The organism is Streptomyces sp. NPDC020884 (genome assembly GCF_044333935.1).
Taxonomy (GTDB): domain Bacteria; phylum Actinomycetota; class Actinomycetes; order Streptomycetales; family Streptomycetaceae; genus Streptomyces.
The window spans coordinates 185,373-200,058 of the sequence record NZ_JBIRRY010000004.1 but is presented as its reverse complement, the minus strand read 5'-3'; the positions used below and the strand labels follow the sequence as shown (position 1 = coordinate 200,058).

12 protein-coding genes are annotated in these 14,686 nt (G+C 73.9%); 8 read left to right on the top strand and 4 right to left on the bottom strand.

Annotation, left to right across the window (positions count from 1 at the left end; genetic code table 11):
* Positions 1-67 precede the first annotated feature (67 nt).
* The gene (locus ACH4UK_RS15090; protein WP_398356489.1) at positions 68-1,315 is read left to right on the top strand and encodes an ROK family protein; all 1,248 of its coding nucleotides are present in this window, start codon (positions 68-70) and stop codon (positions 1,313-1,315) included.
* A 63-nt stretch (positions 1,316-1,378) separates the two neighbouring features.
* Here the strand turns inward: ACH4UK_RS15090 and xylA are convergent, their stop codons facing one another.
* Positions 1,379-2,545, bottom strand: coding sequence for a xylose isomerase (xylA, locus tag ACH4UK_RS15085; protein ID WP_398356488.1), 1,167 nt, complete (start codon positions 2,543-2,545; stop codon positions 1,379-1,381).
* Positions 2,546-2,759: 214 nt separating this feature from the next.
* Between xylA and xylB the strand changes: the two genes are divergently transcribed.
* The gene (gene xylB, locus ACH4UK_RS15080; RefSeq protein WP_398356487.1) at positions 2,760-4,244 is read left to right on the top strand and encodes a xylulokinase; all 1,485 of its coding nucleotides are present in this window, start codon (positions 2,760-2,762) and stop codon (positions 4,242-4,244) included.
* Here the strand turns inward: xylB and ACH4UK_RS15075 are convergent.
* Both ACH4UK_RS15075 and ACH4UK_RS15070 read right to left on the bottom strand, forming a co-directional pair.
* A complete protein-coding gene (locus ACH4UK_RS15075; protein ID WP_398356986.1) occupies positions 4,195-5,400 on the bottom strand; it encodes a macrolide family glycosyltransferase in 1,206 nt (401 codons plus the stop codon). The genes xylB and ACH4UK_RS15075 overlap by 50 nt on opposite strands.
* A 90-nt stretch (positions 5,401-5,490) precedes the next feature.
* Positions 5,491-7,107: an ABC-F family ATP-binding cassette domain-containing protein gene (locus tag ACH4UK_RS15070; RefSeq protein ID WP_398356486.1), complete on the bottom strand. Its 1,617-nt coding sequence runs from the start codon at positions 7,105-7,107 to the stop codon at positions 5,491-5,493.
* 153 nt (positions 7,108-7,260) lie between these two features.
* Between ACH4UK_RS15070 and ACH4UK_RS15065 the strand changes: the two genes are divergently transcribed.
* The 5 genes from ACH4UK_RS15065 to ACH4UK_RS15045 all read left to right on the top strand — a co-directional run bounded on the left by ACH4UK_RS15065 (position 7,261) and on the right by ACH4UK_RS15045 (position 12,354).
* Complete coding sequence (locus ACH4UK_RS15065; protein ID WP_398356485.1) at positions 7,261-7,896, top strand: TetR/AcrR family transcriptional regulator; 636 nt, start codon at positions 7,261-7,263, stop codon at positions 7,894-7,896.
* 80 nt (positions 7,897-7,976) lie between these two features.
* Positions 7,977-9,257, top strand: a complete 1,281-nt coding sequence (locus ACH4UK_RS15060; protein WP_398356484.1) for a VWA domain-containing protein — start codon at positions 7,977-7,979, stop codon at positions 9,255-9,257.
* Positions 9,257-10,105, top strand: a complete 849-nt coding sequence (locus ACH4UK_RS15055) for a hypothetical protein (protein WP_398356483.1) — start codon at positions 9,257-9,259, stop codon at positions 10,103-10,105. The genes ACH4UK_RS15060 and ACH4UK_RS15055 overlap by 1 nt, the downstream gene beginning before the upstream one ends.
* Before the next feature lie 99 nt (positions 10,106-10,204).
* Positions 10,205-11,785, top strand: a complete 1,581-nt coding sequence (locus ACH4UK_RS15050) for an aspartate:alanine exchanger family transporter (RefSeq protein WP_398356482.1) — start codon at positions 10,205-10,207, stop codon at positions 11,783-11,785.
* A gap of 104 nt (positions 11,786-11,889) precedes the next feature.
* Entirely contained in the window at positions 11,890-12,354 is a 465-nt protein-coding gene (locus ACH4UK_RS15045) for a hypothetical protein (RefSeq protein WP_398356481.1), read from the top strand.
* Here the strand turns inward: ACH4UK_RS15045 and ACH4UK_RS15040 are convergent.
* On the bottom strand, positions 12,330-13,058 hold the full coding sequence (locus tag ACH4UK_RS15040; RefSeq protein ID WP_398356480.1) for a GNAT family N-acetyltransferase: 729 nt from the start codon (positions 13,056-13,058) through the stop codon (positions 12,330-12,332). The two genes, ACH4UK_RS15045 and ACH4UK_RS15040, sit on opposite strands and share 25 nt — an antisense overlap.
* Before the next feature lie 220 nt (positions 13,059-13,278).
* Here ACH4UK_RS15040 and ACH4UK_RS15035 point away from each other — a divergent pair, with 220 nt between their 5' ends.
* Positions 13,279-14,646, top strand: a complete 1,368-nt coding sequence (locus ACH4UK_RS15035) for a cytochrome P450 (protein ID WP_398356479.1) — start codon at positions 13,279-13,281, stop codon at positions 14,644-14,646.
* The last annotated feature ends 40 nt before the right edge of the window (positions 14,647-14,686 follow it).

Below are 14,686 nucleotides of genomic sequence, written 5' to 3'. Positions count from 1 at the left end.
GACGGCCGGGGCCGCCCCCTCCCGCACCCCCGCCGGGAGCCCCGCATCGCATAGGCTCGGCGACGATATGAAGAGCATCCTCACTCCGCTGGGGCCCAAGGCCGACAAGGACACCGTGCGACGGCACAATCTGAGCCTGGTACTGCGCGCCGTGCGGGACGAGGGCGAGCGAGGCGAGGCGACCCGCGCCGGGGTGGCCGCCCGGGTCGGGCTGACCCGGGCCGCGGTGTCCTCGCTCGTCGAGCAGCTGATGGACAGCGGGTTCCTCACCGAGTCGGGCAAGACGTTCAGCGGGCAGGCGGGCCGCCCCGGCACCGCGCTCAAGGTGGCCCGCATCGGTCCGGCCGGGCTCGGTGTGGAGATCAACATCGACTTCGTGTCGGTCTGCGTGGTGGATCTGGCGGGCACCGGCCGGGTCCGGCGGACCGAACACCTCGACAACCGGGGCGCGCCCGCCGAAGAGGCCCTCTCAAGGGCGGCCCGGATCGCCGCCCGGACCCTGGAATCGGCGTACGAGCAGGAGTTGCGCCCGGTGGGTGCGGCGCTGGCGCTGCCGGGTCTGGTCTCCGGCGGCTCGGTGCGGCAGGCCCCCAACCTCGGCTGGAACGAGGTCCCGGCGCAGGAGCTGTTCGCGGACGCGCTCGCCGCCCTGCGTCCCGGGCATCCCGAGCTGCCGGTCACCTCGGAGAACGAGGCCAATCTCGCGGCCCTGGCCGAGCTGTGGTTCGGCGGCCTTGAGGACGTGCGCAGCTTCCTCTATCTGACCGGTGAGATCGGGGTCGGCGGCGCGCTCGTGCTGGGCGGCGAGCTGCTGCGCGGTGCGCACGGTTTCGCCGGGGAGATCGGGCATGTGGTGGTGGACCCCGCGGGGCCGGAGTGCCGGTGCGGGTCGCGGGGGTGCCTGGAGCAGTACGCCGGACAGGCGGCGCTGCTGCGGGCGGCCGGGATCGAGGGTCTCGGGGGCGCCTCCGGGGTCCTGGAGCTGGAACGGCGCGCGGAGGCCGGGGACCCGCGTGCGGTGGCCGCGGTCGGTGAGGCGGGCCGGATGCTGGGCCGGGTGCTGTCGGGGGCGGTGAATCTGATCGACCCGGACGCGGTGGTGCTCGGCGGGATCTACCGGGGCCTGATGCCGTGGCTGTCGCCTCCGGCCGACGGGGAACTGACCGGCCGTGTGGTGTCGGGGCTCTGGTCCCCCGGCAGCGGCCGGCTCCGGGCGTCGTCGGTGGCGGGCGACGCGGCGCGGGGCGCGGCGGCGCTCGTGGTGCAGGACGTGCTGGACGATCCGGTGGCGTACGCGGAGCCGTCCGGCGGGTGAGCGGGGGCCACTGACGTACGGAGGTTCGATCCGGTACGTCGGTGGCCTCCGCTCACCCTCGCGTCAGCGCACAGCGAGCAGGTGGTCCATGGCGAGCTGGTCCAGGGCCTCGAAGGCCATACCGCGTGCGGCGGCGGCGTCCACGTCGAAGTCCTCGTACGCGCTGCGGTCGGCGAGCAGGCTCGCCAGCCCCTCCCCCGCGGTGGGGCGGGCCAGTTCGTCCAGGCGGGACGCGCGCAGGGCGGCCCGCACCTCGGGGTCGGCGCGGAAGGCGGCGGCCCGCTCCTTGAGGATGAGGTAGTTGCGCATGCAGCCCGCCGCCGAGGCCCAGACGCCGTCGTAGTCCTCGGTGCGCGGGGGCTTGAAGTCGAAGTGGCGGGGGCCTTCGTAGCCGCTCTCCAGCAGGTCGACGAGCCAGAACGCCTGGCGCAGGTCGCCCGCGCCGAAGCGCAGGTCCTGGTCGTACTTGATGCCGGACTGGCCGTTGAGGTCGATGTGGAAGAGCTTGTCGGCCCACATGGCCTGGGCGATGCCGTGCGGGAAGTTGAGGCCGGCCATCTGCTCGTGCCCGGTCTCCGGGTTGACGCCGACCAGCTCGGGCCGCTCCAGGCGCTCGATGAAGGCCAGGGCGTGGCCGATGGTGGGCAGCAGGATGTCGCCGCGCGGCTCGTTGGGCTTGGGCTCGATGGCGAAGCGGAGGTCGTAGCCCTGCTCGACGACGTACTCGCCGAGGAGGTCGAAGGCCTCCTTCATCCGGTGCAGCGCGAGGCGCACGTCCTTCGCCCCGCCGGACTCGGCGCCCTCGCGGCCGCCCCACGCCACGAAGGTGGTCGCACCCAGCTCGACGGCGAGGTCGATGTTGCGCAGGGTCTTGCGGAGCGCGTACCGGCGTACGTCCCGGTCGTTGGCGGTGAATCCGCCGTCCTTGAAGACCGGGTGGGTGAAGAGGTTCGTCGTCACCATGGGCACGACGAGTCCGCTGCTGTCGACGGCCTGCCGGAAGCGCTTGACGATCGCCTCGCGCTCCGTGTCCGTGGAGCCGAAGGGGATCAGGTCGTCGTCGTGGAAGGTCACGCCCCAGGCGCCCAGCTCCGCGAGCCGCTGGACCGACTCGACCGGGTCGATGGCCGCGCGGGTCGCGTCGCCGAAGGGGTCCCGCCCCTGCCAGCCCACGGTCCACAGACCGAAACTGAACTTGTCATCCGGAGTGGGGGTGAAGCGTTCCGTCATGGTCCGACCGCCTTCGCCTGCCGTCGGGACGCTCGGCGGCAAGCCGGCACCCCTATTTGTTCAGTGTCATGACTAATCAAGCACACCGCACCCCCGACACGGAACCCCCTTGCCTCGGGGAGCGTCCCCGACCCCTGTGCAGGGGGCCGCTCATCCCGTAATTTGTTCGTGCCGCAGCCGAATGATCAGCCCCCGCAGCGCGAAAGAGGCCCTCATGCCGTCACCCGCCGTCGTCATCGGCGTGGACAGCTCGACCCAGTCCACCAAGGCCGCCGTCATCGACGCCGCGACCGGCGAGCAACTCGCCGTGGGGCGCGCCCCGCACGTGGTCACCGGCGAGGCCGGGGCCCGGATGAGCGATCCGGAGATCTGGTGGCGGGCACTGTGCGAGGCGGTGGCCGCCGCGCTGAAGGAGTCCGGGCTCCCCGCCCACGCGGTCACCGGCATCGCGGTCGCCGGGCAGCAGCACGGGCTCGTCGTGCTGGACGGGGCGGGCCGGCCGCTGCGCCCCGCGCTGCTGTGGAACGACACCCGCTCCGCACCGCAGGCCGCCGCCCTCACCGACACGCTCGGCGGGCCCGGGGCCTGGACCGCGCGGACCGGATCCGTACCGGTGGCGTCCATCACCGCCTCCAAGTGGCAGTGGCTGCGCGAGAACGACCCGTCGAGTGCGGCGAGGGCGGCGGCGGTCCGGCTCCCCCACGATTTCCTCACCGAACGCCTCTCGGGCATCGCCGCCACCGACCCCGGGGACGCCTCGGGCAGCGGCTGGTACTCCACCGCCACCGGCGGCTACGACCCCGAACTGCTGGAACTCCTCGGCCTCGACGCGGCCCTGCTCCCGGAGGTGGCGCCCACCGGCGCGACCCGGATCGGCTCGCTCACCGGGGCGGCGGCGGACGCGCTCGGACTGCCCGCCGGCATCGCGGTGGCGGCCGGCACCGGCGACAACATGAGCGCCGCCGTCGGCCTCGGGCTGGGCGGCGAGGGGCTGCTGGACCACCCGGCCCTCAGCCTCGGCACCTCCGGCACGGTGTTCGCCGCCTCCCGCACCCGGCCCGCGTCCACCGCGCTGAACGGGTTCGCCGCCGCCGACGGCACCTACCTCCCGCTGGCCTGCACCCTCAACTGCACGCTCGCCGTGGACAAGGTGGCCGACCTGCTGGGCCTGGACCGCGAGGACGCGGCGCCCGGCGGCGAGGCGGTCCTGCTGCCGTACCTCGACGGCGAACGGACCCCCGACCTGCCGACCGCCGCCGGGCTCCTGACCGGGCTGCGGCACGACACGTCCCGCCGGCAACTGCTGGGCGCCGCCTACGAGGGCGCGGCGGTCACCGTGCTGCGGGCCATGGACGAACTGCTGGCGGCCTGCGGCCTCGATCCCCACGCTCCCGAGGTCGCCGCCCGCCCGCTGCGGCTGATCGGCGGCGGGGCGCAGGGGCGGATGTGGTTGGAGACGGTGCGCCGGCTCTCGGGCCGCCCGCTCGTCATCCCGGGCAGCGGGGAGCTGGTCGCCCTCGGCGCGGCGGCGCTCGCCGCCTCGGCCGCGGGCGGCGGCGACCCGGTGGCGCTGGCGACGGCCTGGCAGAAGTCCGCGACGGACCGTCAGCTGCCGCCGGTGGAACGGGATGTGGAGACCTGGCAGCGGGTCACCTCGGTCCTTGGGAGCGCGTCCGGTCCTCTGCTCGGCGGTCCCTGACACCCCCGAGGGCCAGCATGTCCTCGATGAGGGCGGCGGCGCGCGGGATGCCGCCCTCGCTCCGGGCCTCGGCGCGCAACCGTGCGGACCGGCGGGCGGTTCCGGGGTCGGTGACCAGTTCGTCCAGGGCCGCTCGCAGGGTTTCGGCCGTGGCGTCCGGGGTGTCGATGCGGCGGGCCACGCCCAGCTCCACCAGCCGGTCGGCGTTCATGAACTGTTCGGCGCCCTGGGGTACGGCGATCATCGGGACGCCCGCGAGGAGTCCTTCGCCGCAGCCGCCCATTCCGGCGTGGGTGACGAAGGCGTCCGCCTGTTCCAGAATCGCCCGCTGCGGGACCCAGGAGTGCACGTCGACGTTGGGCGGGATGTCGCCGAGTTCGCGCGGGTCGGTGTACTTGCCGATCTGGAGCACGACATGCCAGCCGGGCAGATTCCCGTACGCCGCGATGCACTGGCGGTAGAAATCCGGCCGGCGGGTGTACGCCGAGCCGAGGGAGACCAGCAGGACGTTCTCCGCGCCCTCCGGGCGGGTCCACCGGTCGAGGTCGGCGCGGGCGTCGAAGCAGGGTCCGACGAAGGTCACCCTCTCGCTGTCGACCTTGTCGGCGCTGGGCTGCATGGCCCGGGGAATCAGCGCGAGGGCCCGCGCGGGAGGGCCGGAGAAGGCGTCCACGTCCAGGGTGGCCGCTCCGCAACCGGCGAGCCAGTGCGCGAACTTCTCCCGGTACGCGGTGGCACCGGGCAGCGCCCGCAGGTGCGCCGCGACCTCGTCCTCGTACCCCTCCCAGGCCACGAACGACGGGGACAGCTGCATGAGGGACCGTCCCTGCGATTCGGCGAGGGCGCGTGCCGCGTAGGCGCCGATGTCGTAGAGGTACAGATCCGCGGGATCGTGGTCGTAGGCGGTGTGCAACTGGGGCAGCGCCTGGACGGCGTCGTCGAGGAAGAGGTCCATGGCGGCGACGGGATCGGCGGGCCAGTTGTTGTCGGCGACCGGCAGCAGCGTGGTGCAGGGGACGAACTCGGCGCCGGTGGCCGTGATCAGGTCCGCCACAGCCGGGTCGTCGGCGTAGGAGACCCGGTGGCCGCGGGCCACCAGCTCACGGATGAGGCCGAGGCCGGGCAGGACGTGGCTGACGATCGGGGCGCCGACCATCGCGATGTGGGAGCGGCGCCGGGAGAGGCGTGACAAGAGTGATCACTCGCTTCGGGTAGGGGTGCGGAGGGAGACCGGAGGACGCCTCGGTCAACTGAGCGCGGGCACGCGGGCGGCCCGCAGGGTGAGCTGAGTACCTCGCCAGCGCCGCCGGAGCGACCGGTCGTGGCTGACGAGGACGACGGTGCCGGCGAAACCGGCCAGGGCGGCCTCCAGTTCCTCGGCGAGGGCGGGAGAGAGGTGGTTGGTGGGCTCGTCGAGCAGCAGGACGTCGGCGGGCCGGTCGACCAGCCGCGCCAGGGCGAGCCGCTGCCGCTGGCCGGTCGAGAGCCGGGCGACGGGCACCAACAGGCGGGTACGGTCGAACAGCCCGAGGGCAAGGAGCCGTTCGGCGTGTTCGTCCGCCTCCCCCGCCAGCCCCCGGGCGTAGGCGGCCAGCAGGGTCTCGTGCGCCGAACCGGGTGCCGGGTCCTGTGGGAGGAAGCCGATCCGGCCGCGCCTGACGACCTGCCCGCGGTCAGGGGGCAGATCATCGGCCAGGACGCGCAGCAGGGTGCTCTTGCCCACGCCGTTCCCGCCCGTGATCAGCAGGTGCTCGCCCGCCCGGACCGCCAGGTCGATCGGGTCGAGCCGGCCGGCGACCACGACCCCGGCGGCGTCGAGCACGGTGCCGTGCCGCTGTCCGGCGCGCAGCACGGGCGCGAAACCCAACGGTTCCGGAGGGGCCGGGACCGGGTGGGCCAGCAGGCGGCGCAGCCGTTCCTCGGCGTTGCGGACGCGGCCGGCCAGGGACTGCTGCACGCGGGCGCCCGCTTGGTTGTAGGAGAGCTTGTCGCCGTCCTTCATCGGCCGGCCGGGGGCCACCCGGCGGGCGGTGCCCGCGATCGAGTCCCGCGTCCGGTCGACTTCCTCGCACCACCGGTCGTGGTGCTGGACCCAGCGCCGGCGCGCCGCCGCCTTCTCCGCGAGGTAGCCGGCATAGCCGTTGCCGTACCGGACGACGCCGTGCCGGTCCCCGTCCACCTCCAGGAGGCTCGTAGCGACCTGTTCGAGGAAACGCCGGTCGTGGGAGACGACCACGGTGGTGCCCCGCCTGCTTCGCAGGTGCTCCTCGAGCCAGGTCAGGGCGGCCTCGTCCAGATGGTTGGTCGGCTCGTCGAGGAGCAGTGCCTCGGGGGCCGCCGCCAGCACCGCGGCGAGACGCAGCCGGGCCCGTTCGCCGCCGGAGAGCGCCCCCACGGCCGAGGCGCGGTCCACCTGTCGCAGGCCGAGGCCGTGCAGGGCTCGCTCCAGCCGGGCGTCGGCCTCGTAGCCCCCGCGCAGTTCGAAGGCCGAGACGGCCTCGCCGTACGCGTCGACGGCCGACGCGTCGCCGTCGGCCATCGCCGCCTCCAGGCGGCGCATCCGGGCTTCGATCGCCCGGAGATCGCCCAGCGCCCGGTCGATCACCTGCTGCGCCGTCATATCGGCCGGCAGGTCCTCGTCCTGGGCGAGGTAGCCGACGCCACCGTCGGCCCGCACGACGATCCGCCCCTCGTCGGGGCTCTCCCGCCCGGCGAGCAGTCGCAACAGAGTGGTCTTGCCGGACCCGTTCTCACCGACGATGCCGGTGCGCTCGCCCTTCGCGAGCGAGCAGGTCACGGAGTCGAGAACGGGCCTGCCGTCGAAGGCCTTGCTGACGGCCAGTGCGGTGATCTGTGTAGGCATACGGGCAACTCCGAAGCTGTCGTGGACGAAGCGGTGACGGTGGACCGCGAGGCCGGAGGGAAGCTTCGGAAGAACATCGGCGACTCCACTAATGCGACAGCTGTTGCTTTAAGATGGTGCCATGACCACCGCCACCGGGCAACCGGATTGCCGATGACCCCGCCGCTGGACGGCCCGCCGGACCGCCGACCGGGCGGCCGCACCGCGCGCATCCGCGCCCAGGTGCTGGATGCTGTCCGTGCCGAACTCGGCGAACACGGCTACGAGGGACTCACGATGGAAGGCGTCGCGGCCCGCGCCGGCGTGCACCGGGCGACGGTGTACCGGCGCTGGCAGGACGTGGGCGGCCTGCTCGCCGACGTTCTCGACGCGGCGGGCGAGGACGACTGGGCGCCGCCGGACACGGGCTCCCTGCGCGGCGACCTGACGGCCCTCAACGACGAGATCCAGGAGTCCCTGGTCATGCAGCCGTCGATCCCCCAGTCCCTGATGGCCGCCTCGTTCCGCTCCGCGCGGGCCGCCGACGCCCAGCAGCGGCTGTGGGAGGACCGGTACACACGCTGCGAGGCAGTCGTCGAACGCGCCGTCGGACGCGGCGAACTCCCGCCGCACACGGACGCCCGGCGTCTGCTGATCGCCGCCACCGCACCGCTCTACCATCAGCTGGTGCTCCTGCGGGCCGCCCCCGATCCCCGGATGCCCACCGACTCCGCGACCACCGCGGCCCTGGCCGCCGCGGCCGGTGCGTTCGCCCGCCCGGCGCCGGGCGAAGCGCCGGGCAGCCCCTAGGGGGCGGAGTCGCCGAGCACCAGCGGCGGGCCCAAAGGGCCCAGTTGGGAATACGAACTGATCTTCCATAAGATCCGGCGATGATCACTAGAAAACGGCTGACGACCGGGGTGGGCATAGCGCTCGCCACCCTGGCCGCCGGGCTCGGCACCGCGATCCCCGCCGCCGCCGACGAACCCCCCGCCGCCCCCTCCCCCAAGGTCGAGCTGGTGCTCGACGTCAGCGGCTCCATGCGCACCCGCGACATCGACGGGCAGTCCCGGATGACCGCCGCCAAGCAGGCGTTCAACGACGTTCTGGACGCGGTGCCCGAGCAGGTGCAGCTCGGCATCCGGACGCTCGGCGCGAACTACCCGGGCGAGGACCGCAAGGTCGGCTGCAAGGACACCCGGCAGCTCTACCCGGTCGGCCCGCTGGACCGCACCGAGGCCAAGACCGCGGTCGCCACCCTCGCCCCCACCGGCTTCACCCCGATCGGCCCGGCCCTGCTCGGCGCGGCCGAGGACCTGGAGGGCGGCGACGGCTCGCGCCGGATCGTCCTCATCACGGACGGCGAGGACACCTGCGGGCCGCTCGACCCGTGCGAGGTGGCCCGGGAGATCGCCGCACGCGGCACCCACCTGGTCGTGGACACGCTGGGCCTGGTGCCCAACGCCAAGATCCGCCAGCAGCTGACCTGTATCGCGGAGGCCACCGGCGGCACCTACACCGCCGTCCAGCACAAGGAAGAACTCTCCGACCGCGTCAAGCAGTTGGTGGACCGGGCCGCCGAACCCGTCGTCACTCCGGTGGCGACCGAGGGGGCCGCGAGCTGTTCCGCCGCCCCCGAGCTGAAGCCCGGCCTCTACACCGACCGCGAGAAGATCGGCGAACACCGCTGGTACCGCGTCGACGTGCTGCCCGGCCAGGAGCTGCGCGCCTCGGCGAGCGTGGCGGCCGACCGCGCCGTGGACGACGACTACGGGGTGCTGTTGCGGGCGGTGACGGTGCACGGACGGGAGATCGTCCGGGGTTCCGAGGCCGGGACCGGCCGCACCGATGTGATCTCCTCCGGGCTGCGCTATCCCAAGCCCGAGGTGGCGGACGGCGACGACGGCGACGGCAGGCCCGCCGCCGAGACCGTCTGCCTCCAGCTCGCCCATTCCTTCTCCGCGCCCGTCTCGGTGAAGCGGACCCCCGGTCTGCCGGTCGAGCTGACCGTGGACCTGGTGGACGGGCCGGACAACGCCTCGGACGTGGCGGCCTTCGGGCTCGGCCGCGGCTGGTGGCTGCTCGGCGCACTCGTCCTGACCGGACTGGTCGCGGGTCTGCTGACCGGCTGGATCTCGCGCTGGCGCGTCGCCGTATGGAGGACCAACTGATGCGTACGACCTCTCGCCGCACCCACGGCGTGCGACGCGCGCTCACCGGAACACTGCTCGCCGGACTGACCCTGCTCACCTCGGCCGGCGCGGCGGTCGCGGACGACCCGTCGGCGAGCGCGAGCCCCGCCGAGGACGGGTCGGGCCCCACGGAGGCCGGCACCGCCTTCCGCACGGCCACCGCGCTGAAGCAGGGCCGGACAGGCACCGCACAGGCCTCGGCCGGCGACTACCTGTACTGGGTGTTCCCGGCCGACGCCGGTCAGCGGCCCACCGTCGAGGCCACGGTCAAGCTGCCCGGGAGCGCCGCCCAGGATTCCGCCTCCACCTGGCAGATCGACGTGTACGACGGGCTGCGCCGCCGCCAGGCCTGTATGTACGGGCACCAGACCAGGAAGGCGGCGGCCGACGCGGCCACCGTCGAACTGTCCTGTGTGCTGCGGCCCGTGCGGTCCTGGTCCGATCCGTGGGCGAACGACCCGCTGCCCGGCAGCTACTACATCCGCCTCACAGTGGTGGACCTGCCCGCCGCCGCCCTCGGACTGCCGGTCGGCGTCGAGGTCAAGGCGACCGTGCAGGAGCAGGGCGGGGCCCGCGACGGGGGCGGCACGCTCGCCGAGCCGCTGGTGCCGGGCGTCTCGGTCGCCTCGGCGGGCGACGGGGACGCTTCGGCCGCGCCCCGGACGCTGTCCGCCGGTGAGCCGGAGGACGGCTGGGCCTCGGGCTGGTGGACCGATCGCTGGCTGTGGACCGTGGGCGGCGGAGTGCTCGCCGCACTGGCGGCCGTGTTCGGCTACTCGCTGACGCGGGGCCGGAGCCACCCGGCCGGAGCGCCGCGGGGCGTCTGACGATCCCCCGGCCGCTCCCCGGGTGGCGGCCTCCGCGGACCTCGAAGATCCTGGCCCCCGACAAGGGGCGGGATCTTCGAGGTCGGGGAGGCACGGCCGGTGTGGCAGTTCTTCGCGGACAACCCGTGGGTGGCGGTGTTCGCCGTGATCACGGTCGGCTCGCTGCTCGGCATGGCCCGCTTCGGGCCGGTACGGCTCGGCGCGGCCGGGGTCCTGTTCGCCGGCCTCCTCGTCGGGGCGCTGGACGAGGACATCGCCGCCGCCGTGCCGGCCGGGGTCTCGGCCCTGGGCCTGGCGCTGTACGTGTACACGGTCGGCCTGGAGTCGGGCCCCGCGTTCTTCCGTGAACTGCGCGGCCAGCTCCCGGTGATGGCCGGAGCCGTGGTGGCCCTGGCCCTCACCGCGGCGGTGGTCGGCTTCGTCGGGCACCGCGGGTTCGGGATCAGCGGGCCGTTCCTCGCGGGCGGCTACGCGGGCATCGGGACGACCACCCCCGGCCTGGCCGCCGCCCAGGACGCATCGGCGGACCCCACGGAGCCCGCCGTCGGATACGCCATCGGCTACCCGCTCGCCGTCGTCATCACGATCCTGTTCGTCGCGGCGATCGCGGCCCGCCGCCACTGGGCCGCCCGCCGGGACCCGGACTCGGGCCTGCCGTCCACGCTCATCACCCGTACGGTCCAGGTGGCCCGGGACATGCGCTGGGCGGACGTGCCCGGCGTGGCCGCGCACCGGGTGCTGGCCAGCGAGTACCGTCCGGCCGGCGGCACCGCCCGGGTCGCCCGGGAGGTGGACCGCCTCTCCCCCGGCGACCGGGTGGTCCTGGTCGGCGGCGAGGACGACGTACGGGCGGCGACGGAGACGCTCGGGGCCCTCGCACCGCGTCATCTGCTGGACGACCGCAGTGCGGTGGACTACCGGCGGGTCCTGCTCACCAACCCGGACCTGGCCGGGCACACCGTCGCGGAACTCGGGCTCGGCGCGAAGTACGGAGCCCTCGTCAGCCGGGTGCGGCGCGGCGACTTCGACATGCTCGCCCACGACGACCTGCTGCTCCAGCTCGACGACCGGGTGCGGGTGGTGATGCCGCGCGAGCGGACGGGCGAGGTCACCGCGTACCTCGGGGACACCGAGACGAAGGTCAGCGAGGTGAGCGCGGTCAGCCTGGGCCTCGGTCTCGCGCTGGGCTTCCTCATCGGCATCCCCTCCCTCACCCTGGGCTCCACCACCCTCGCCCTGGGCACCGGGGCCGGCCCGCTGGTGATGGGCATGATCCTCGGCTGGCGGCGGCGCACCGGACCGCTCGTCTGGACCCTGCCGACCCGGGCCAACCTGACCCTGCGCCAGATCGGATTGCTGCTCTTCCTCGCCGTCGTGGGGCTCACCTCGGGCTACTCGTTCCGCGAGAACGCCTTCTCGCTGTTCGGGCTGAAGCTGGCGGCGGTGCTTGCGATCGGCGCGGTGGTCAGCTACACCCTGATGGTGCTGGTCGCGAAGGCGCTGGGGCAGAGCCGGGAGCGGACCATGGGCCTGCTGTCGGGGTATGTCGGCAACCCGGCGATCGTGGCGTACGCCAACAGCCGGGCGAGCGACAGCCGGATCAACAACGGCTACTCGACGCTGTTCGCGCTCGCCATCCTGGTCAAGATCGTCTGCATCCAGCTGATCGTCGGCCTCTGACCCCGTAGCGAACGCCCCGTACTGAACAACCCGTACCGAACGGCCCCTACCGTCCGAACGAGCCCTACCCTGGGCCTCTCACCGGCCGTCGCGAAGGGAACGGGATGAGCGGGACGAGCACGTATGTACGGTTCCAGGGCACCGGGCGCAGCCCCCGGGGCCACTTCCCGGGCATCTTCGCGCTGGCCAACGGCCTGGCCCGGCAGGGCCGTCTGACCGAGGAGCAGCACCGCTTCTGGCGGGCGGGCAACGACTGGTACGACGCGGCCTACCCCGACCCCTCGCGCGTCGACCCGACGGTCTACGACCCGGCGGTGAACCCCGGTGCGGTCGCCTGGTTCAAGACCTCGGCGACGCATCTGCTCGACCGGATCCCGGGCTATCTCGCGCTGTTGGCCGCGCACGGGGTGCCGTGCGAGCGGCTGGAGTCGGCGGATCCCGGCCGGGTCGTGTACGAGGACGACGTACAGATCGTCGTGGTGCCCCGGCCCGGGAGCGGGGGCGCGGCGGGAGCGGCGGTCCGCGAGGAGGGGCCGGAGCCCGCTCAGGTCAGCCGTACGCTCAGCTGACGGCCCGTCTCCCGGTAGCCCAGCGCCCGCGCGACCCGGCGGGAGGCGGGCGGGCGGGCCCGCCACTGCGGCAGCAGTCCGGCCGTGAGGGCGTGCGCGGTCGCCGCGTGCGCCACCTGCCGGGCGAGGCCCCGGCCCCGTGCGCCCGGGGCGGTCAGCACACAGAGATGGGCGGTGTCCCGCGGCCAGTGCTCGTAGCCGGCGGCGGCGAGCACCTCCGTGCCGTCGCGTACGACGAACACCGGTGAGGTGACGTCGGCCAGGCCGCTCTCGCCCGCGTCGGACGGCCCCGCCTCGGCCAGCAGGGACCGCAGGGCGGTGTGTTCGGGAGCCAGACTCCCCACCGGGGTCGCCGCGGCCGTCGTCCCGGGACGGAGGCCGTCCGGGGCCAGGTAGCCGAGAGCGGCGGGCCCGAGGGTGTCGACCACCGGCAGCAGTCCGGAAACGGTGGTGGGATCGGTGAGCCCGTCGGTGGTCAGGCCGTCCAGTGCGGACCGTACGGCCTGGGCGGCGTGGCGGGTCGGCGCGGTGATCAGCGCGGCGTCCCCGACGGCCACCACGCCCACCCAGGACGGCGGCGCCAGGGACGACTCCGGTGCGACGAACACCGCCGGGCGGCCGGGGGTCCCGAAGGCGGCGTCCGGTTCGGCGGCCAGCTCCTGCCACAGCGCACGGGCACGGGAGACCAGCGGATCGGTCGGCATGGCGGGATTCTCGCACGCCGGGCGACGCCTCCCGGCAACTCCTCTGCGGACGAGCCGAGTTCTGCGTCTCGGCCCGACAACTCACGTACCGCGCATGGCTGGTGATGCTTTCCGGCCAGGCACCGGCCCCGCCCTGGTGGAGTGCCGCCCTCATCCTGTTCGATGGGAATCGGATGGTTGCGCGCCGGCCGTGGCGCGCCCCAGGGAGCGGAGTTCCTCGATGTCCACGCAGACCGGCCCGGCGCTCGACACCCAGCCTCGCGGCCATGCGTTCGTCCCGGGCCCCAAGGGGCTGCCGTTCCTGGGAAACCTTCCGCGGTTCGCGAAGAACCCTCTGGCCTTCTTCGAACTCCTGCGCGGCCACGGGGACATGGTGCGCTGGCGGTTCGGCCGCAACCGGTGTGTGTTCCTCGCCGATCCGGACTGCATAGGCGAGTTGCTCACCGAGACGGAGCGCACCTTCGACCAGCCGAAGCTCGGTGTGGCGTTCCGGACGGTGCTGGGCAACGGGATGATCGTGGCGCGGGGTCCGGACTGGCGGCGCAAACGCTCCCTGGTGCAGCCCTCGGTGCGGCCCAAGCAGGTCACGTCGTACGCGGCCACCATGGCGGACTGCGCGGTGGAGCTGGCGGACAGCTGGTCGGACGGTGAACGGATCGACGTCAAGCGGGAGATGGCCGCGCTGACGCAGCGGATCGCGGTGCGGACCATCTTCGGTGTGGACACCCCGGCGGACTCCGAGGCGATGGGCCGGGCGATGGACGTCGCCCAGATGGAGATCGGCAAGGAGTTCGCCGGGATCGGCGCGCTGCTCCCCGACTGGGTGCCGACGCCCGGCCGGGCCCGCATCAGGAAGGCGGCCGCCGTCATCGACGCCGAGGTGGGGCGGGTGGTCGCCCGGCACCGGGACGGCGAGGAGGAACGCCCGGACCTGCTCAGCCGGTTGCTCACCGCGGTCGACGAGAGCGGGACGCGGCTCAGCGACGAGGAGATCCGCGACGAGACGGTCACGCTGTACATCGGCGGCCACGAGACGACGAGTACGACGCTGGTGTGGGCGTGGCATCTGCTCGCCCGCAACCCCCGGGTCCGCGACGCGCTCGCCGAGGAGCTGGACCGGGTGCTCGGCGACCGGGAGCCCGGCTTCGAGGACTACGCCCGGCTGACGTACGCCCAGGCCGTGGTGAAGGAGACCCTGCGGCTGTACCCGGCGGTCTGGCTGATCACCGGGGTCGCGAAGGAGGGGGCGACGATCGGGGGCCTGCCGATCGAGGAGGGGACCCGGGTGTGGAGCAGCCAGTGGGCCACGCAACGCGACGCGCGGTGGTTCCCCGAGCCGGAGGAGTTCCGGCCCGAGCGGTGGGACGCGGAGACCGGTGACGCGATCCCGGAGTACGCGTGGTTCCCGTTCGGCGGCGGGCCCCGGGTCTGCATCGGCACCCGCTTCGCGATGGTGGAGTCCGTCCTCCTGCTGGCCGTGCTGGCCCGCCGCTTCACCCTGGACGTCGACCCGGGCGGGATCACCCCCGTGACGGGCCTGACGCTCCAGCCGGACCGGGACGTGCTGGCGACGGTCCGGGCGCGGTAGCGCGAGGGGCCGCCTGCGCCCGGCTCCGCCGAGGAGCCGG

Excerpts from the sequence above, each read along its gene's own strand:
- ACH4UK_RS15040 (WP_398356480.1), bottom strand. The coding sequence starts at position 13,058 with ATGCCGACCGATCCGCTGGTCTCCCGTGCCCGTGCGCTGTGGCAGGAG.
- ACH4UK_RS15055 (WP_398356483.1), top strand. The coding sequence starts at position 9,257 with ATGCGTACGACCTCTCGCCGCACCCACGGCGTGCGACGCGCGCTCACC.
- ACH4UK_RS15035 (WP_398356479.1), top strand. The coding sequence starts at position 13,279 with ATGTCCACGCAGACCGGCCCGGCGCTCGACACCCAGCCTCGCGGCCAT.
- ACH4UK_RS15090 (WP_398356489.1), top strand. The coding sequence starts at position 68 with ATGAAGAGCATCCTCACTCCGCTGGGGCCCAAGGCCGACAAGGACACC.
- xylB (WP_398356487.1), top strand. The coding sequence starts at position 2,760 with ATGCCGTCACCCGCCGTCGTCATCGGCGTGGACAGCTCGACCCAGTCC.
- ACH4UK_RS15065 (WP_398356485.1), top strand. The coding sequence starts at position 7,261 with ATGACCCCGCCGCTGGACGGCCCGCCGGACCGCCGACCGGGCGGCCGC.
- ACH4UK_RS15045 (WP_398356481.1), top strand. The coding sequence starts at position 11,890 with ATGAGCGGGACGAGCACGTATGTACGGTTCCAGGGCACCGGGCGCAGC.
- xylA (WP_398356488.1), bottom strand. The coding sequence starts at position 2,545 with ATGACGGAACGCTTCACCCCCACTCCGGATGACAAGTTCAGTTTCGGT.
- ACH4UK_RS15060 (WP_398356484.1), top strand. The coding sequence starts at position 7,977 with ATGATCACTAGAAAACGGCTGACGACCGGGGTGGGCATAGCGCTCGCC.
- ACH4UK_RS15070 (WP_398356486.1), bottom strand. The coding sequence starts at position 7,107 with ATGCCTACACAGATCACCGCACTGGCCGTCAGCAAGGCCTTCGACGGC.
- ACH4UK_RS15075 (WP_398356986.1), bottom strand. The coding sequence starts at position 5,400 with ATGGTCGGCGCCCCGATCGTCAGCCACGTCCTGCCCGGCCTCGGCCTC.